General features: G+C 52.2%; 20 protein-coding genes. 8 read left to right on the top strand and 12 right to left on the bottom strand.

Features of this window, described 5'->3' with window-relative positions; translation table 11 throughout:
• Nucleotides 1-3 precede the first annotated feature (3 nt).
• The 5 genes from C1N58_RS18195 to cpxP form a co-directional block, all read right to left on the bottom strand.
• A complete protein-coding gene (locus C1N58_RS18195) occupies nucleotides 4-993 on the bottom strand; it encodes a sulfate ABC transporter substrate-binding protein (RefSeq protein ID WP_394550182.1) in 990 nt (329 codons plus the stop codon).
• Nucleotides 994-1,131: 138 nt separating this feature from the next.
• Nucleotides 1,132-2,094, bottom strand: coding sequence for a 6-phosphofructokinase (gene pfkA / locus C1N58_RS18190; protein WP_006121288.1), 963 nt, complete (start codon nucleotides 2,092-2,094; stop codon nucleotides 1,132-1,134).
• A 205-nt stretch (nucleotides 2,095-2,299) separates the two neighbouring features.
• A complete protein-coding gene (fieF, locus tag C1N58_RS18185; RefSeq protein WP_006121287.1) occupies nucleotides 2,300-3,202 on the bottom strand; it encodes a CDF family cation-efflux transporter FieF in 903 nt (300 codons plus the stop codon).
• A gap of 231 nt (nucleotides 3,203-3,433) precedes the next feature.
• Nucleotides 3,434-3,598 (bottom strand): KGG domain-containing protein, encoded by a 165-nt coding sequence (locus C1N58_RS18180; protein WP_028723167.1) that lies wholly within the window; start codon nucleotides 3,596-3,598, stop codon nucleotides 3,434-3,436.
• 435 nt (nucleotides 3,599-4,033) lie between these two features.
• The gene (cpxP, locus tag C1N58_RS18175) at nucleotides 4,034-4,543 is read right to left on the bottom strand and encodes a cell-envelope stress modulator CpxP (RefSeq protein ID WP_054632879.1); all 510 of its coding nucleotides are present in this window, start codon (nucleotides 4,541-4,543) and stop codon (nucleotides 4,034-4,036) included.
• Between the two features lie 148 nt (nucleotides 4,544-4,691).
• Here cpxP and cpxR point away from each other — a divergent pair, with 148 nt between their 5' ends.
• The 3 genes from cpxR to trmL are packed head-to-tail and all read left to right on the top strand — an operon-like array spanning nucleotide 4,692 to nucleotide 7,275.
• Nucleotides 4,692-5,390: an envelope stress response regulator transcription factor CpxR gene (gene cpxR, locus C1N58_RS18170; RefSeq protein ID WP_006121283.1), complete on the top strand. Its 699-nt coding sequence runs from the start codon at nucleotides 4,692-4,694 to the stop codon at nucleotides 5,388-5,390.
• Entirely contained in the window at nucleotides 5,387-6,766 is a 1,380-nt protein-coding gene (cpxA, locus tag C1N58_RS18165) for an envelope stress sensor histidine kinase CpxA (protein ID WP_006121282.1), read from the top strand. The genes cpxR and cpxA overlap by 4 nt, the downstream gene beginning before the upstream one ends.
• A 35-nt stretch (nucleotides 6,767-6,801) precedes the next feature.
• Nucleotides 6,802-7,275, top strand: a complete 474-nt coding sequence (gene trmL, locus C1N58_RS18160; protein ID WP_054632878.1) for a tRNA (uridine(34)/cytosine(34)/5-carboxymethylaminomethyluridine(34)-2'-O)-methyltransferase TrmL — start codon at nucleotides 6,802-6,804, stop codon at nucleotides 7,273-7,275.
• On the opposite strand, the gene cysE is transcribed toward trmL, so the two are convergent.
• From cysE to C1N58_RS18135, 5 genes are all read right to left on the bottom strand, one after another.
• Complete coding sequence (gene cysE, locus C1N58_RS18155; protein ID WP_006121280.1) at nucleotides 7,272-8,093, bottom strand: serine O-acetyltransferase; 822 nt, start codon at nucleotides 8,091-8,093, stop codon at nucleotides 7,272-7,274. The two genes, trmL and cysE, sit on opposite strands and share 4 nt — an antisense overlap.
• Nucleotides 8,094-8,160: 67 nt before the next feature.
• Nucleotides 8,161-9,177 (bottom strand): NAD(P)H-dependent glycerol-3-phosphate dehydrogenase, encoded by a 1,017-nt coding sequence (gene gpsA / locus C1N58_RS18150; RefSeq protein ID WP_199227875.1) that lies wholly within the window; start codon nucleotides 9,175-9,177, stop codon nucleotides 8,161-8,163.
• On the bottom strand, nucleotides 9,177-9,641 hold the full coding sequence (secB, locus tag C1N58_RS18145; protein WP_006121277.1) for a protein-export chaperone SecB: 465 nt from the start codon (nucleotides 9,639-9,641) through the stop codon (nucleotides 9,177-9,179). Before secB ends, gpsA begins: the two co-directional genes overlap by 1 nt.
• A gap of 38 nt (nucleotides 9,642-9,679) precedes the next feature.
• Nucleotides 9,680-9,934, bottom strand: a complete 255-nt coding sequence (gene grxC / locus C1N58_RS18140) for a glutaredoxin 3 (protein ID WP_394564394.1) — start codon at nucleotides 9,932-9,934, stop codon at nucleotides 9,680-9,682.
• Between the two features lie 16 nt (nucleotides 9,935-9,950).
• Entirely contained in the window at nucleotides 9,951-10,382 is a 432-nt protein-coding gene (locus tag C1N58_RS18135) for a rhodanese-like domain-containing protein (RefSeq protein ID WP_006121275.1), read from the bottom strand.
• A 252-nt stretch (nucleotides 10,383-10,634) separates the two neighbouring features.
• Here C1N58_RS18135 and envC point away from each other — a divergent pair, with 252 nt between their 5' ends.
• A complete protein-coding gene (envC, locus tag C1N58_RS18130; RefSeq protein ID WP_039342507.1) occupies nucleotides 10,635-11,936 on the top strand; it encodes a murein hydrolase activator EnvC in 1,302 nt (433 codons plus the stop codon).
• Nucleotides 11,937-12,848 carry a divergent polysaccharide deacetylase family protein gene (locus C1N58_RS18125; protein WP_394564393.1) on the top strand — a complete coding sequence of 304 codons (912 nt, stop codon included), beginning with the start codon at nucleotides 11,937-11,939 and terminating at the stop codon, nucleotides 12,846-12,848.
• A gap of 62 nt (nucleotides 12,849-12,910) precedes the next feature.
• On the opposite strand, the gene tdh is transcribed toward C1N58_RS18125, so the two are convergent.
• A complete protein-coding gene (gene tdh / locus C1N58_RS18120) occupies nucleotides 12,911-13,939 on the bottom strand; it encodes an L-threonine 3-dehydrogenase (RefSeq protein WP_054686814.1) in 1,029 nt (342 codons plus the stop codon).
• Between the two features lie 9 nt (nucleotides 13,940-13,948).
• On the bottom strand, nucleotides 13,949-15,145 hold the full coding sequence (locus C1N58_RS18115) for a glycine C-acetyltransferase (RefSeq protein WP_394564392.1): 1,197 nt from the start codon (nucleotides 15,143-15,145) through the stop codon (nucleotides 13,949-13,951).
• A gap of 227 nt (nucleotides 15,146-15,372) precedes the next feature.
• On the opposite strand from C1N58_RS18115, the gene rfaD reads away from it, so the two are divergent.
• From rfaD to rfaC, 3 genes are read left to right on the top strand one after another with little or no spacing between them, the layout of a single operon-like run.
• Complete coding sequence (gene rfaD, locus C1N58_RS18110) at nucleotides 15,373-16,305, top strand: ADP-glyceromanno-heptose 6-epimerase (RefSeq protein WP_033738074.1); 933 nt, start codon at nucleotides 15,373-15,375, stop codon at nucleotides 16,303-16,305.
• A 16-nt stretch (nucleotides 16,306-16,321) separates the two neighbouring features.
• On the top strand, nucleotides 16,322-17,380 hold the full coding sequence (gene rfaF, locus C1N58_RS18105) for an ADP-heptose--LPS heptosyltransferase RfaF (protein ID WP_394564391.1): 1,059 nt from the start codon (nucleotides 16,322-16,324) through the stop codon (nucleotides 17,378-17,380).
• Nucleotides 17,368-18,336: a lipopolysaccharide heptosyltransferase RfaC gene (gene rfaC / locus C1N58_RS18100; protein WP_394550179.1), complete on the top strand. Its 969-nt coding sequence runs from the start codon at nucleotides 17,368-17,370 to the stop codon at nucleotides 18,334-18,336. Before rfaF ends, rfaC begins: the two co-directional genes overlap by 13 nt.
• Nucleotides 18,337-18,348 lie beyond the last annotated feature (12 nt).

The following is an 18,348-nucleotide window of genomic DNA, read 5'->3' as shown; positions in this document are numbered from 1 at the left end:
GGATTACGGCTTCATGATCTGATCATAGGTGCCGCCATCAGCGAAGTGCGTTTTTTGCGCCTTCGCCCAGCCGCCAAACTTATCGTCGATGGTAAACAGTTTTACCGGCGCAAACGTACTGGCGAACTTCTTCGCGACCTCTTCATTGCGCGGACGATAATAGTTTTCAGCCGCAATCGTCTGCCCTTCCGTCGAGTAGAGATATTTCAGATAGGCTTCCGCCACCTGACGCGTTCCCTTCTCATCGACCACCTTATCCACGACGGACACAGTTGGCTCCGCGAGAATCGATTCACTTGGCGTCACAATTTCAAATTTGTCTTTACCCAGTTTATTGACCGCCAGGTAGGCTTCGTTTTCCCAGGCGATCAGGACATCACCAATACCGCGCTCTACAAAGGTATTGGTTGCGCCGCGCGCACCGGAATCCTGCACTTCAACATGCTTAAACAGATCTTTCACGTAACGCTGTGCTTTTGCCTGATCGCCGTTGTTATGATCCAGTGCCCAGCCCCAGGCAGCCAGGTAATTCCAGCGAGCGCCGCCTGACGTTTTAGGATTTGGGGTAATCACCGAAACGCCGGGCTTGATAAGATCGCTCCAGTCATGGATGCCTTTAGGATTGCCTTTACGCACCAAAAAGACAATCGTGGAGGTATAAGGCGCGGAGTTGTCGGGCAGACGTTTAATCCAGTCTTTATCAATACGACCGCGATCAGCAATTGCATCAACGTCCGACTGCAGCGCCAGCGTCACCACATCAGCACGAATACCGTTGATGACAGAAGTCGCCTGTTTACCTGAACCGCCGTGCGACTGGCGGATGAGCACGTTGTCGCCCGTTTCCTGTTTGTAGTGCGCGCTAAAGGCCTTGTTGTACTGCTCGTAGAGTTCCCGGGTAGGATCATAAGAAACGTTTAGCAGCTGAATATCCTTCGCCAGAACACTGCCAGATGCCAGTAACAACCCTAAACCCACGGCCCATTTATTCATTGCGCACTCTCCCCATTCATGATGAGACAAGCGTGACATAAACGTGATTATAGCTAAAAGAATTAAAAATAAGCGGTTATAACTTTGGGGAATATGAGGAAGGCATAAGGGCATGCCGTTAAGCATGCCCGGTAATACTTAGTACAGCTGCTTAGCCGTATCCATCCAGTCACGCTTAAATGGACGTTTCATATTTTCAATGGCATCAATGATATCGTGATGGACCATCTTGTCATTCTGGATACCTACACACCGGCCACCGTAGCCCTGCATCAGCAACTCAATCGAATAGGCACCCATGCGCGACGCAAGAATGCGGTCATAAGCGCAGGGCGCGCCGCCGCGCTGAATGTGACCAAGTACCGTGGCGCGCGTTTCGCGTTTGGTTTCTGTTTCGATGAAACGCGCCAGGTCGTCGATATCACAGATGTGCTCCGTAATAGCTACGATCGCGTGCTTTTTACCTTTCGCAATACCGGCTTTAATCTCTGCCACCAGTTCCTCACGAGTGTAAGGAATCTCAGGTAACACGATAAATTCACATCCCCCGGCAATAGCCGCAGCCAGCGTCAGGTCGCCACAGTAACGGCCCATGACTTCAACAATCGAGATGCGCTGATGCGATGACGACGTATCACGCAGGCGGTCAATGGCTTCGACGACCGTTTCCAGCGCCGTAAAGTAGCCGATGGTGTAATCTGTCCCGGCCACGTCGTTGTCAATCGTGCCTGGCAGACCGATACACGGAAAGCCCATTTCGGTGAGCCGCTTGGCCCCCATATACGAACCGTCGCCACCGATCACCACTAAGGCATCAATGCCCCGCTTTTTCAGGTTCTCGATTGCTACCTGGCGGACATCATCATTACGAAACTCAGGAAAACGTGCAGAACCCAGGAACGTGCCGCCGCGATTGATCATATCTGACACACTGTAGCGGTCGAGGTTGATCATGCGATCTTCATATAAACCCTGATAGCCGTCATAGATACCAAAAACTTCCAGCCCTTCGCTTAATGCGGAGCGAACTACACCGCGAATGGCTGCGTTCATGCCTGGGGCGTCACCGCCGCTGGTCAGTACACCAATTTTTTTGATCATGACAACCTCTGGATTGTTCAAAACTAAGGGTTAATCCGGCCTGTGCAACGCTGATGAACACTGATGTGGTAAGCGCGACATATGATGGCAGATAGTATATCAAAGGCCTGATGCTGAATTGATTCAGGTCAGACAACTTTTCACTAATTTTTTTAGCAATGTTAGCTGCATGTCATTTTCATCTTTCTAACGTCTTTCCTGTGCGTCAGAAATTGAATGCATCTTGTTTCTCTGACGGTACCACAGAACAGGGATCCTGATGAATAATGACGTCCGACCCGGGAAAGGCTTCGCGTAATGCTTTTTCAACCTGATCGGCGATTCGGTGTGCCTGCACTAACGGTAATTGATCTTCCAGCTCTACGTGAAGCTGAATAAATTTCGTCGGGCCAGACTGACGCGTCCGCACATCATGAACGCCTTGCACACCGGGCCAGTTTGATGAAATCGCAATAATATGTTGTCGTTCTTCATCGGGTAAGGCTCTGTCCAACAGGGACTGAACGGCTTCATAGCCCATCCGAAGTGCGCTGACGAGAATATACACGCCAATGCCCAGCGCAAACAGTGCATCGGCGCGAGCGAATCCGTAGCTGGTTAACACCAGCGCGACCAAAATTGCCCCGTTCATGAAAACATCGGATTGATAATGCAGCATATCGGCGCGAATCGCCTGACTGCGTGTTTTTCGTACGACCCAGCGCTGGAAAGCCACCAGCAGTAATGTCGAAATGAGAGCCAGCACCGTCACGATAATGCCCATACCGGGCGATCGCAGTTCATTCGGGGAAGCGAGATGCTGAATACCCGTCAGAAAGAGGAAAAGTGCCGAACCTGAAATGAACATGCTTTGCGCCAGGGCGGCCAGCGATTCCGCTTTACCGTGGCCAAAGGTGTGATCGGCGTCAGCGGGCTGAAGGGAATAGCGCACCACCAGCAGGTTTGTCAGGGAAGCGGCAATGTCCACCAGCGAATCAACCATGGCAGCCAGCAGGCTAACCGATCCGGTATACCACCAGGCAAAAATCTTGATAATTAACAAGGTTGTCGCCAGCAGCGTCGCCGCAATCGCCGCAGATTTAACCCACTTTCCATACGAAGCCTGCATGCCACACTCCATGAACATCATGACTGAAGAGATAAAATAACAGCAGAGAAGGGCTAAGTTTAACACTGACGCAGGCGATGCGCCCGACTGATACCGTTCGGACAGAGTGATGAGGGATAAGATGGGAAGAGATAATACGACTTCGCCCCATCGGGTAACGATGGGGCGAAGGATTGCTTACCTAAGTAAGCGCCAAATCAACGTGCAGATTTGGTTCAGTGCTCAGCAAAATTATTTTTTGCCGCCTTTCTTGCCCGCTTCGGAGGCTTTTTCGGGGTTATTTTTGAAATTACCGCCGCCGCCGTTGCCGCTGCTCTTTCCGCCTTTTTTACCGGCTTCAGAGGCTTTTTGCGGGTTGTCTGCGAAATTACCTGAACCACCACGATGCTCTGCCATAATTTACTCCATTAATAGATTAATTCGGACTACATGATGTGGTTGCTGCTCTCCGTTAATTTCAGAAGTGCATCGGCTTCCTTGCTGAGACAATATAAGTGTAGGCGAGGCCGGATAAGGTGCAAGCGGAGCGGGATATTTACAGCCCCTTGAAAAGCAAGGAAAATGCATAAATAAATTAATGTAATCTTTATATTTATCAATCGATTGGAAATAACTCACGACCTGTAAAACAGATCGGCAAGACAATAATAACAGACAGGAAAGCGTGCGTAAGAAAAATAAAAAAACGTTGCCATTCAATCGTCCAGATCATTTTTTCGCGCACTGTAAAACTACAGTAAATAATGGCGAAAAAGAGATAAAAAAAACCCCCTCATCATGAGGGGGAAGACAGGGATGTGTCTATGGCAAGGAAAACAGGGATACTATTTACTACTGGTTACTACTGGTACGACTTACGGGTTGCAGCGTCGAAGCTGGCTGCAAACTTGAGAGCTTACGCATGGCATTCAGGCGCTGCTCATAATTCTTCTGTAACGCGGCCTGCTGCTCAGGCGTTAACAGGTGGTACATCTGATTACGCACTCTCGCCATCTCAACTTGCTGTTCAACCTGAACTTTGGCGAGGGCCTCTGCCTTATCACGTATGGCCGCTTCGTTAAATTTATCTGCCGTCACCAAATCGTGCATGGCTGCGATATCATCAATATTCGTTGCCGGACGGTCATGTCGGGCTTGCTGCATAAGGTCACGCATTTGTTGTCGTTGATGTTCCGTCAACTCAATGCCGTCGAACATGTGACTTTGCGAATTTTGCGTCATACTGCCTGTCGTAAATCCGCCGTGATGCACCTCGTCAAGCACCATCGACTCTGCTGCTCCTGCGCTGGCGTGACTGAGAACCATCGCTGAGGCAAGAACGACGGCGGTTAATTTGCGCATCGTTTACTCCAGTTCGTTCTGTTTTGCGATTCAACGGTAGCCAGTGTACGGCGATAGCTGCAAACATCCGTCAGGGGGTGTAAAAGTACGTAAAGCGATGGATTGGTATCATAGGAACACGCTATTTTGCCTGCGGAGGGCTACAAAAATGAATAAAATCCTGTTGGTAGATGATGACCGCGAATTGACTTCGCTTTTAAAAGAACTATTAGAAATGGAAGGGTTTGAAGTGGTGGTTGCCAGCGATGGTGAGCAAGCACTGAATCTGCTCGATAACTCAATTGATTTGCTTTTACTGGATGTCATGATGCCCAAGAAAAACGGTATCGACACTCTGAAAGAATTACGCCAGCAGTATCAAACACCTGTGATTATGCTTACCGCCCGCGGAAGCGAGCTTGATCGTGTGCTGGGCCTTGAGCTGGGCGCCGATGACTATCTGCCTAAGCCCTTTAACGATCGGGAGCTGGTTGCGCGCATACGCGCTATCCTGCGCCGTTCGAACTGGAGCGAACAACAGCAGCAGCACGATAACAGCTCACCTACGCTGGAAGTGGACTGCCTGCGCCTGAACCCGGGCCGTCAGGAAGCCAGTTTCGATAACGAAACGCTGGATCTCACCGGCACAGAATTCACCCTGTTGTACCTTTTGGCTCAGCATTTAGGTCAGGTTGTCTCGCGCGAGCATCTTAGCCAGGAGGTGCTGGGCAAACGCCTGACGCCTTTTGACCGTGCCATCGATATGCACATCTCGAACCTGCGCCGTAAACTCCCTGAACGTCGCGATGGGCATCCGTGGTTCAAGACCTTACGTGGCCGCGGTTATTTGATGGTTTCGGCATCATGATAGGCAGTTTGACTACCCGCATCTTTGCTATTTTCTGGCTGACGCTGGCACTGGTATTGATGCTGGTGCTCATGGTACCTAAGCTTGATTCACGCCAGATGACGGCGCTGCTGGAAAGCGAGCAGCGCCAGGGCACGATGATCGAGCAGCACGTTGAAGCCGAGCTGTCACGCGATCCGCCTAATGATTTGATGTGGTGGCGGCGCTTATTTCGCGCTATTGAGAAGTGGGCTCCACCCGGCCAACGTTTACTCCTGGTCACCAGCGAAGGCCGGGTCATCGGCGCACAGCATAATGAAATGCAGGTCATTCGTAACTTCATCGGTCAGTCAGATAACGCCGATCACCCACAGAAGAAGAAATATGGCCGGGTAGAGATGGTAGGTCCTTTCGCCGTCCGGGATGGAGAGGATAACTATCAGCTGTATCTGATCCGCCCCGCCAGCAGCTCTCAGCTGGATTTTATTAATCTGTTGTTTGATCGCCCTTTGCTGCTGCTCATTGTTACCATGCTGATTAGCTCACCGCTTCTGTTGTGGCTGGCATGGAGCCTGGCGCGTCCTGCACGGAAACTTAAATATGCCGCGGACGAAGTTGCCAGCGGTAATCTGCGCCAGCATCCTGAACTGGAATCAGGCCCACAGGAATTTCTGGCGGCAGGTTCCAGCTTTAACCAGATGGTCAGTGCGCTGGAACGGATGATGAACGGTCAGCAGCGCTTACTGTCTGATATCAGCCACGAATTACGCACGCCGCTAACGCGATTACAGCTGGCGACCGCCCTGCTGCGCCGCCGTCATGGTGAAGGCAAAGAGCTGGAACGTATAGAGACGGAAGCACAACGCCTCGATGGCATGATTAATGACCTACTGGTGCTGTCGAGGACCCAGCATAAGAACGCGCTGGTCAGCGAGGCCATGAAGGCAAATCAGCTGTGGAACGGCGTGCTGGAAGACGCCCGATTTGAAGCGGAACAAATGGGTAAGACACTGGAGATCCCTTATCCTCCGGGGCCATGGCCTTTGTATGGTAACCCCCATGCGCTTGAAAGTGCGCTGGAGAATATCGTGCGGAATGCGTTGCGCTACTCTCATACCCATATCAGCGTCAGTTTTTCCGTTGATATTTCAGGCATTACCGTTCACGTTGACGACGATGGTCCCGGCGTGAGCCCGGAAGATCGTGAGCAGATATTCCGACCGTTTTACCGCACTGACGAGGCGCGCGACCGAGAGTCCGGCGGCACCGGCCTGGGGCTGGCCATTGTGGAAACGGCCATTCAGCAGCATCGTGGCTGGGTAAAAGCAGATGACAGCCCACTGGGTGGTCTGCGTCTGACAATCTGGCTGCCACTTTACTCCTCTGGCAGACAATAATTTGCTATGCTTCGGCCCTCGTTACCGGGGGCCTTATGCTTAACATCGTACTCTTTGAACCAGAAATTCCACCCAATACAGGTAATATTATTCGCCTGTGCGCCAATACCGGCTTCCAGCTTCACCTTATCGAACCGCTGGGTTTTGCCTGGGACGACAAGCGCCTTCGTCGCGCGGGACTGGATTACCACGAGTTCACCGCCATTAAGTTCCATGCTGATTTTCAGGCGTTCATGATGACCGAGCAACCTGCGCGGCTGTTTGCGTTGACAACGAAGGGGACGCCCGCGCACAGTGCCGTCGCCTGGCAGCAGGGAGATTATCTGCTGTTTGGTCCAGAGAGTCGGGGCTTGCCCGCAGAGGTGCTACAGACGCTGCCTGCAGAGCAAAAAATACGGATTCCCATGCGGGCGGAAAGCCGCAGTATGAATTTATCAAATGCGGTATCCGTGGTGGTATACGAAGCCTGGCGCCAACTCGACTACGCTGGCGCGTTGATTAAGTCCTAAATTCCGTCACCAAACTGAAAGCCTGCGCCATTGCCGCTGAAATGCTGGTCCATATCCATGGACGGCTTTTCACTGCCGGGCTTGCCAACGATGCGCGCAGGCACGCCAGCGGCGGTGGTGTGAGGCGGAATGGGTTGCAGCACAACAGAGCCAGCACCAATCTTGGCACCGCGACCAACTTCAATATTGCCCAGAATTTTTGCACCTGCGCCAATCATGACGCCTTCGCGAATTTTCGGATGACGGTCGCCGCTGGTTTTACCGGTCCCGCCGAGCGTCACCGACTGCAGGATGGAGACATCGTTTTCCACGACGGCCGTTTCACCGATCACAATACCCGTAGCGTGATCCAGCATGATCCCGTGTCCAATTTTTGCGGCCGGATGAATGTCCACAGCAAAGGAAACGGACACTTCATTTTGCAGGTAAACGGCTAAGGCGCGTCGGCCTTCATTCCAAAGCCAGTGCCCGATACGATGGGCCTGAAGCGCATGAAAACCTTTCAGATACAGCAGCGGCGTCGAATATTTATCAACCGCAGGATCGCGCTGGCGTACGGCCTGAATATCGCAGGCAGCGGAAGCAATCATTGAGGGATCTTTTCGGTAGGCCTCTTCGACAACTTCACGAATCGCAATAGCAGGCATGATTGGATTCGCCAGCTTATTGGCCAGCATATAGCTCAGGGCGCTGCCCAGATTCTCATGCTTAAGCAATGTCGCATGATAAAAGCTGGCCAGCATTGGCTCGCAGTCTGCCAGCGCGCGTGCTTCTGCCTTAATGTTGTTCCAGACCAGTTCTAACTCATCAGACGACATGCTGTTTTCTCCCGATAAAAAAAGCGCCTTGACCGGCGCTACAGGTGATGACGCTTGGCTTCCTGCTTTAGTTTGTGCTGTTTTCGTCCTTCCGTGAACGCCCCAGCAGGCTTAATGCTGCATCTCGTGCCGGTTTTCCGCAATAGAGCACCTGATAAATCTGTTCGGTGATAGGCATTTCAACCCCTGTGCGTGCAGCCAGCGCTTTGACTTCTTTGGTATTTCTGTAGCCTTCTACAACTTGTCCGATAATGCGTTGTGCGCTATCGACATCTTCACCCTGCCCGAGCATCATGCCAAAACGGCGATTGCGCGATTGGTTATCAGTACAGGTCAGCACCAGATCGCCCAAACCGGCCATGCCCATAAATGTTGTGGCATCTGCGCCTAATGCCGCACCCAGACGACTCATCTCGGCCAGCCCGCGCGTAATTAACGCTGTGCGTGCATTCGCGCCAAAGCCGATGCCATCAGACATGCCAGCACCGATAGCAATGACGTTTTTCACCGCGCCGCCCAGTTGAACCCCAATAAAATCGGGATTGTTATAGACACGAAAGCTTTTGCCGCAGTGCAGTCGCTGTTGTAAATCCTCTGCGAACTGCGCGTCAGTAGCCGCCAGCGCAATCGCTGTCGGTAAACCCGCTGCCAGTTCTTTTGCAAAAGTGGGGCCGGAGATGACGGCCAGTGGAATCGTTTCGCCCAAAATGTCGCGGGCAACATCCTGCAGCAGACGACCCGTTTCCTTCTCCAGTCCTTTCGTTGCCCAGACGATGCGTGAGTCATCACGTAAACCGGGCTTTATCTGCGTCAGCACATCGCCGAAAACATGACTCGGTACAACAACCAACAAATCGCGGCTGGCGGCTATAACGGTATTCAGGTCAGGTTCAACAGTCAGATTATCGGGAAACGTTACATCTGGCAGGAAAGCACGGTTGCAGCGGTCGGACTGAAGTTGTGCCATATGGGCAGGATTGTGCCCCCACAGCAGCACCGGGTGGCCATTGCGGGCCAGCGTAATCGCCAAAGCGGTGCCGTATGAACCGGCACCGATGACGCTAATCGAAGCGTGAGTGGTCATCAGGCATCCTGATGTTGCGCTTCTTCGCCTTGCTGCTGCTGCAGATAATTCATAAACAGCGCATCAAAGTTCACTGGCGCAAGGTTAAGCTGCGGGAAGGTACCACGTGAAACCAGGCTGGTGATGCATTCGCGGGCATAAGGGAACAGGATATTTGGGCAGTAAGCGCCAAGGCAATGCGCCATCTGGGTACCTTCAATGCCACCGATGGTGAAAATACCTGCCTGCTGAACTTCACACAGGAAAGCGGTATCTTCGCCAACGGTTGCCGTAACGGTCACACGCAGCACCACTTCATACACTTCATCAGCCAGCTGCGAAGAGGCAGTATCCAGATCCAGCTTAACGTCTGGCTCCCACTCTTTCTGAAACACCTGCGGCGCATTGGGCGCTTCAAAAGAAATATCCTTCGTGTAAACGCGCTGAATCTGGAATTGCATTTCGTTAGTGTTATGTTCTGACATGTGACTAAGTCCTGTAAGTTAAAATGTCTGGCGTAAAACTACGCCTGAAGTAACGGATCTAAACCCTGACGATCGTTAAGTGCCATCAAATCGTCGCAGCCACCAATATGCTGGCCATCAATAAAGATCTGAGGCACTGTCTTGCGGCCGCTGCGCTTAATCATCTCTTCACGTTTTGCCATGTCCCCATCAATGGGGATCTCCTGGAACGCCGCGCCTTTCTCATTCAGCAGCGCTTTTGCGCGATGACAATACGGACAGGTTGGTTTGGTATAAATCTCAACGTTTGCCATAGGGACCTCAGGATGGTTATTTACCGCGAACTAACGGCAGATTTTCGCCGCTCCAACCGCTAATACCGTCTTTGAGCACGCTCACTTGATTGAAACCTGCCGCGCTCAGATGTGCAGCAGGATCGGCCGCGCTCTGCCCGGTAGCGCATACCACAATTATGGGCTGTGTTTTATGCTTTTCCAGCTCGCCAAAACTGCCTTTCTTGATATCAGCTGCAGCGACGTTGACCGCGCCCGAAATATGCCCCTTGCGGTAATCGTCGCGCGAACGCACGTCTACCACCACCGCATCCTCTTTGTTAATAAGTCGGGTTGCTTCGCCTCGACTGATCGTTTTTACTTTAGAGAACATCCCTTTAACGGTGGTCACAATCACCAGTATAAGTAAAACGACCCATGCCAGACTCAGGATGGGGTGATTGCTTGCAAACTGCATAATTTCTTGCATGAGGGGTAACGACTCCAGACCGGGCTAATAAGCTAAAACAAGGCTTCTGAGTATACCTGCGCCACTTCGCATGTACAGACGCTAAGCGGGCAGAGTGATAATTTGTGCGTCATTTTCCAAAAAAATTCACCGAATGGCAAAAATGTCGTGACGCTTATGCCTTGTACTGTTGAAAATGGTCACATTTAGGGAAGCAAAAGCCGGTCGGCAATGCTGGTAAGCAACTGTTCATCGTGGAATAATCATCGACCTATGAAGGGAAAGACAACTGCTCTGCCAACATGGACCCGTCACAACGGCGTTACCGTGCCGCTGTTTACACGCTTGTCCGTTCTGTCTTTTAGCCTGCTTTATGCGGGCCTGTTGTCATTGCCCTTACCCGGGCTGGCCGCTGATGATAACAAAGCGCAACTGAAATCCATTCAGCAGGAAATTGCTGAAAAAGAAAAAAGCGTTAAGGCGCAAAAAGCCCAGCGCAGCCAGTTGCTTAATCAGCTGCAAAGTCAGGAAAAAATCATTGCGCAGGCCAGCCGGCAGTTGCGTGAAACGCGCAATAGTCTGTCCGCCTTAAACAATGACATCGCGCAGGTCACCGCCTCCGTTGCCCACCTTGAGAAACAACAGGCTCAGCAGGAAAAACTGCTGGCAGAGCAACTGGATGCCGCTTTTCGTCAGGGCCAGCACAAGGGCCTGCAACTGCTGTTAGGTGGCGAAGAAAGTCAGCGCAGCGAGCGCATCCTGGCCTACTTTGGTTACCTGAACACGGCACGTCAGGAAAATATCACCGCCCTGCAAACTACCCGCAAGGAACTGGCTCAACAGCGCGCATCGCTGGAACAAAAACAGCAGCAGCAAAAATCGTTGTTAACTCAGCAGCAAGCACAGCAGGACAAACTTCAGCAAGCCAGTGCCGCCCGCAAAAAAACGCTAACCTCTCTGGAAAGTGCGCTGCAGAAAGATCAGGCTGATTTGGTCGAGATGCGGCAGAACGAAAGCCGCCTGCAAGACAAAATTGCCCGTGCCGAGCGAGAAGCACGTGAACGCGCCGCACGGGAAGCGCGTGAGGCTGAAAAAGTCCGCCAGCGTCAGGTGCAGGCAAAAGCGAAAGGCTCCAGCTATCAGCCAACCCAGAGTGAACGCGAACTGATGGCGCGCACAGGCGGGCTTGGGCGGCCAAATGGTCAGGACATCTGGCCAGTAAGAGGACGGATTGAGCATCGCTTCGGTGAGGAGCTTCAGGGCGAATTACGCTGGAAAGGGCTGGTCATTAACGCGCCTGAGGGCACAGAAGTTAAAGCCATTGCCGATGGTCGCGTGTTAATGGCTGACTGGTTACAGGGTTATGGCCTCGTCGTCGTGATTGAACATGGCAAAGGGGATATGAGCCTCTATGGTTACAACCAAAGCGCACTGGTCAGCGTCGGCGCTCAGGTAAAAGCAGGTCAGCCTATTGCCCTGGTCGGCACCAGCGGTGGCCGTGGTACACCTTCGCTCTACTTTGAAATCCGGCGTCAGGGTAAAGCGGTTAATCCACTTCCGTGGTTAGGAAAATAAGTGTTACGTCAGCGAAAGACCCTGGTTGCGCTGCTGAGTGGATTGCTGCTCAGCTTCGCAGCCCAGGCCGGTAAACTCGCCATTGTTATTGATGATGTCGGCTACCGGCCTACAGAAGAGAATAAAGTGTTGCAGATGCCGCAGGCGATATCGGTTGCCGTCCTCCCCGATGCGCCCTATGCACGTCAAATGGCAATCAAAGCGCATCAGGGCGGACACGAAGTCCTGATCCATCTGCCCATGGCCCCTCTCAGTAAGCAACCCCTTGAAAAAAACACGTTAACGCCCGAGATGAGCAGCGCCGAGATTGACCGCATCATCCGGAGTGCAGTAAATAACGTGCCTTATGCGGTGGGGCTGAATAACCATATGGGCAGCAAAATGACGTCCAGTCTGCCGGGTATGCAAAAAGTCATGCAGGCTCTTAACCAGTACAATCTGTACTTCCTTGACAGCATGACGATTGGCAACAGCCAGTCTGTACCCGCCGCCCAGGGCACGCATGTCAGAGTGCTAAAGCGCAGGGTCTTTCTGGACGACAGCCAGGACATCAACACCATCCGTCAGCAATTTAGTCGGGCAGTGAAACTGGCCGAGCGGGATGGCTATTCGATTGCGATTGGTCACCCGCACCCGAACACTGTGCGCGTGTTGCAACAAATGCTGCCCACTTTGCCTGCGGATATTACGCTGGTGACACCGGGTCAGTTATTAAATGAGCCGCTGCGTAACGGCAGTGCTTCGCCGGCAAAAACCCTGCCGCGCAATAAACCTGCGCAAGGCTTCCAGGCGCCAGGCGAATGTAAAGTGAAGCAACCACTGTCACCTGTGCCTGCTACGCGTGCACTGGGCGTGATTGGTGAGAGCATCGCTGAGAGCCCGCTGTATCGCCGTATTAATGCGCTTTTTTGACATACTCAGCATCGGCCTTAAACCCGATGCTGAGCGTCAACGTTAAAAAACAAAGGGCAACATTACGTCCAGCTCAGAATCACCTTTCCTGATTGCCCCGACCGCATATCATCAAAACCTCGCTGAAAGTCATCTATATCGTAGCGATGTGTAATGATCGGGGAGAGATCCAGACCTGACTGTATCAGTGCGGCCATCTTGTACCAGGTTTCAAACATCTCCCGCCCGTAAATGCCCTTAATAAACAGCCCTTTAAAAATCACCTGATTCCAGTCGATGGCCATTTCACCGGGCGGAATGCCCAGTAAGGCAATACGACCGCCGTGATTCATGACGTCAAGCAGGGTCCGAAAAGCAGGCGGTGCGCCCGACATTTCTAAGCCCACGTCAAAGCCCTCTCGCATATCGAGCGTATGCATGACCTCACGCAAGTCCTGTTTCGCCACGTTGACCGCACAGGTCACGCCCATTTTACGGGCCAGTTCAAGGCGATAATCATTAATGTCTGTGATGACGACATTTCGTGCACCCACATGACGACATACCGCCGCCGCCATGATTCCAATCGGCCCTGCCCCAGAGATCAGAACGTCTTCTCCCACCAGATCGAAGGACAAAGCGGTATGAACTGCGTTGCCAAACGGGTCAAAAATCGACGCCAGTTCGTCTGAAATATTGTCGGGAATTTTGAAGGCATTAAAGGCAGGGATCACCAGATATTCAGCAAAGCATCCCTGCCGGTTGACACCTACACCTTGCGTATTGCGGCATAAATGTGTCCGCCCTGCCCGGCAGTTACGGCAGTGCCCGCAGGTAATGTGACCTTCACCCGAAACGCGATCGCCAATCTGAAACCCTTTCACTTCCTGCCCCACAGCCACCACTTCGCCTACATATTCATGGCCAACAATCATGGGCACGGGGATCGTTTTACGGGACCAGTCGTCCCAGTTGTAAATATGTACATCGGTGCCGCAGATCGCGGTTTTGCGGATTTTGATCAGCAAATCGTTGTGGCCAGGCTCCGGAATGGGCGCATCGTTAACCATCCAGATACCCTGCTCTTTTTTCAGTTTCGCAAGTGCTTTCATGGTCTGTCCTCAGGCGATCACGCCAAGTTGCTTACCAATCCGCGTGAAAGCGGCCACAGCGGTATCGAGCTGCTGCTGGCTGTGCGCGGCTGAAATTTGTGTGCGAATACGTGCCTGACCTTTTGGCACTACCGGATAGAAAAATCCGGTCACATAAATCCCCTCCTGCTGAAGCAGATGTGCAAACGCCTGCGCTACGCTGGCTTCGCCCAGCATGACCGGAATGATGGCGTGATCGGCCCCCGCCAGCGTAAAGCCCGCTGCCGTCATTTTTTCGCGGAACAGGCGTGCGTTTTCCCAGAGGCGCTGACGCAGTCCGTCGCCTTCGCTTAACAGATCCAGAACGCGCAATGAGGCAGCCACGATTGCGGGTGCCAGTGAATTAGAGAACAGATAAGGTCTTGAACGCTGACGTAGCCATTCTATAACCTCGGCTTTGGCTGCCGTATAGCCACCGGAGGCCCCCCCCAGCGCCTTACCCAGGGTGCCGGTAATGATGTCTACCCGCCCCATGACATCACAATACTCATGCGTTCCCCGCCCTGCCTTTCCCACAAAACCCACCGCATGGGAATCATCGACCATGACCAGGGCTGAGTATTCGTCTGCCAAATCGCAAATGCCTTTCAGATTGGCAATTACGCCATCCATAGAGAAGACGCCATCGGTTGCAATCATGATGGTCTCTGCGCCGTTATCTTTGGCTTCCTGCAGGCGGGCACGTAACTCGGTCATGTCATTATTGGCGTAACGGTAGCGTTGTGCTTTACACAGACGCACACCATCAATAATCGACGCGTGATTAAGTGCGTCAGAAATGATGGCATCCTCAGCCCCCAGCAGTGTTTCAAATAATCCGCCATTCGCATCGAAGCAGGAGGAGTAAAGTATGGCGTCTTCCATACCCAGAAAATCAGCCAGTTTTCTTTCCAGTTGTTTGTGCTTATCCTGCGTGCCACAGATAAAGCGCACCGATGCCATCCCAAAACCGTGCGAATCCATTCCCTCTTTCGCGGCCTGAATCAAAGCAGGATGGTTAGCCAGCCCAAGGTAATTATTTGCACAGAAATTAATGACAGCGTGATGATGCCCAACGTCGATTTCAGCCTGCTGCGCGGAAGTGATAATACGTTCTTTTTTGAACAGCCCTTCTTGCTGGGCGATAGCCAGTTGCTGACGAATATGCTGATAAAAATGCGCTGACATTATTACACTCCTGAAAAGGTAGGAAGGGGCAAATACGACTGAACATATCGCCTTTTAACGCCTAATCGACCAAAATAATGTGAATTATGTAGCACAGTTCACGTCACAGGCATTTTGGGCCCTGACCTTACGGAGTCATCTGGCTGTCTGTGGCGGGATGAAATGTTATGATGGTGACATTACGCGTGAGACGTCCCGTTTCACCACAAAACGTTAAAGGTAGCAATATGATTATCGTAACCGGTGGCGCAGGTATGATCGGCAGCAATATCGTTAAGACGCTGAACGATCGTGGCCATACAGATATTCTGGTCGTAGATAATCTGAAAGATGGCACCAAGTTCGTGAATCTTGCCGATCTGGACATCACAGATTACATGGATAAAGAAGAGTTCTTAACCTACATCATGTCGGGTGAAGATCTGGGTCCGATTGAAGCGGTGTTCCATGAAGGTGCCTGCTCAGCCACAACGGAGTGGGATGGTAAGTACATGATGGATAATAACTATCAGTACTCAAAAGACCTGCTGCACTTTTGCCTTGAGCGTGAAATCCCCTTTCTGTATGCCTCTTCGGCAGCCACCTATGGTGGACGCAATGAGAATTTCATCGAAGAGCGTCAGTACGAGCAGCCGCTAAACGTTTACGGCTACTCAAAAATGCTGTTTGACCACTATGTACGCCAGATTCTGCCAGAAGCAACGTCGCCAGTCTGTGGTTTCCGTTACTTCAACGTTTACGGACCGCGCGAAGGCCATAAAGGCAGTATGGCGAGCGTTGCCTTCCATCTGAATACGCAGATCAGTAATGACGAAAATCCAAAACTGTTCGAGGGCAGCGACAGCTTTAAACGCGATTTTATTCATGTTGATGATGTTGTGTCAGTCAATCTGTGGTGCTGGGAGAACGGCATTTCCGGGATTTATAACTGCGGCACAGGCCGCGCCGAATCGTTCCAGGAAGTTGCGGACGCCGTGCTTAATTTCCATCAGAAAGGTGAAATTGAATACATTCCTTTCCCGGAAAAACTGAAAGGCCGTTATCAGGCTTATACCCAGGCTGATCTGACGAAACTGCGTGAGGCAGGCTACGACAAGCCTTTTAAAACAGTGGCACAGGGCGTGTCTGAATATATGGCCTGGTTAAACCGCAACGTCTAAGGAACGGATACCGGTAATGAAAATTCTGGTGATCGGCCCGTCGTGGGTCGGCGATATGATGATGTCGCAAAGTCTCTATCGTACGCTCAAGGCCGAACATCCTGATGCGGTGATTGATGTGATGGCACCTGAATGGTGCCGTCCTTTACTTTCCCGAATGCCTGAAGTGAATCAGGCGCTGGCCATGCCACTCGGCCATGGTGCGCTGGCGATAGGCGAGCGCCGCCGTTTGGGTAAATCACTGCGCGATCAGGGTTATGATCGCGCTTACGTATTGCCCAACTCATTCAAATCGGCATTGGTGCCCTTTTTTGCGGGTATTCCTCGCCGCGTCGGCTGGCGCGGAGAAATGCGCTATGGTCTGTTGAATGATGTGCGGGTACTGGATAAGGCCGCGTTTCCTTTAATGGTAGAGCGTTATGTTGCGCTGGCCTATGACACGCCTTTCCGTTCAGCCCGTCAACTGCCACAACCCTTGCTGAAACCGCAGTTACAGGTCAGCGAAGCGGAAAAAAGCGTAATGGCTGCGCAGTTTCAACTTTCCTCTGAGCGCCCGGCTATTGGCTTTTGCCCCGGGGCCGAATTTGGTCCGGCAAAACGCTGGCCGCATTTTCACTACGCCGCACTGGCAGAACAGTTAATTCGCGAAGGGTTTCAGATCCTGCTGTTCGGTTCAGTAAAAGATGGCCCCACTGGCGAAGAAATCATCGCGTCGCTGCCCGAGACAGGTCGTGAGCATTGCCGCAATCTGGCAGGTCAAACCCAGCTGGAACAGGCTGTCATTCTGCTGGCCCAGTGCCGGGCGGTAGTGAGCAATGACTCTGGTCTTATGCATATTGCCGCCGCGTTGAACCGCCCACTGGTGGCTTTATATGGTCCCAGTAGCCCGGACTTCACCCCGCCGCTGTCGGATCAGGCGCGTATCATCCGTTTAATCCGCGGTTACCATCGCGTCCGTAAAGGGGATGCTGAGCAGGGCTACCATCAAAGCCTGATTGACATCCAGCCTTCACAAGTCCATGAAACATTACGCAGTTTGTTGCGTGAAGCCCAGGAGAGTTCATGCACGTCCTGATTGTTAAAACCTCGTCAATGGGGGATGTGCTCCATACGTTACCTGCCCTGACTGATGCTATGCATGCTCTTCCCGGTATTCGTTTTGATTGGGTGGTAGAAGAAAATTTTGCCCAGATTCCTGCATGGCATCCCGCCGTTGATAAGGTTCTGCCCGTTGCAATCCGTCGCTGGCGTAAGCACTGGTTCGGCAGCGAACAGCGTGAAGAACGTGTTCGATTTAAACGCGATTTACAGTCTCGCCACTATGATGTGGTGATTGATGCTCAGGGGCTGATTAAGAGTGCCGCACTCGTGACGCGTCTGGCTAAAGGTGTCAAGCACGGTCTGGACAGCCGCAGTGCGCGTGAACCCTTTGCCAGTTGGTGGTACGACAAAAAGCACGAGGTCAGTAAGAAGCAACACGCAGTGGAGAGGACCCGGGAACTGTTCGCGAAAAGCCTGGGTTATGAGAAGCCGCAAACGCAGGGAGACTATGCTATTGCTGGCCATTTCCCCAATGTGGCATTACAGGGTGAAAACGCTTATCTGGTCTTCCTGCATGCCACGACTCGTGATAACAAGCACTGGCCAGAATCCCACTGGCGCGAGTTAATTGAACGGCTCCAGCCGACAGGTTTGCGCGTAAAACTGCCCTGGGGCGCTGAGCATGAGCATCAGCGTGCGATCCGGCTGGCTGAAGGTTTAGAGCATGTAGAGGTATTGCCTAAACTAACGCTGGAAAATGTCGCTTATGAGCTGGCAGGCGCAAGAGCGGTAATCTCAGTCGACACTGGTTTAAGCCATCTTACTGCAGCGCTGAATCGCCCTAACATCACTCTTTATGGTCCGACGGATCCGGGACTCATTGGTGGGTATGGCAAAAACCAATTTGTACTTAAATCTACGGATAATAACCTTGACAATATTACCGCACAGATGGTGTCAGACGCGCTTACTCCGTTAATCAAAAAATAAAATGAGCAGAAT

It is taken from the genome of Pantoea sp. SGAir0180 (genome assembly GCF_043546245.1).
Note: the sequence above shows the minus strand (reverse complement) of the source record. Positions and strands in the feature narration are given on the sequence as shown.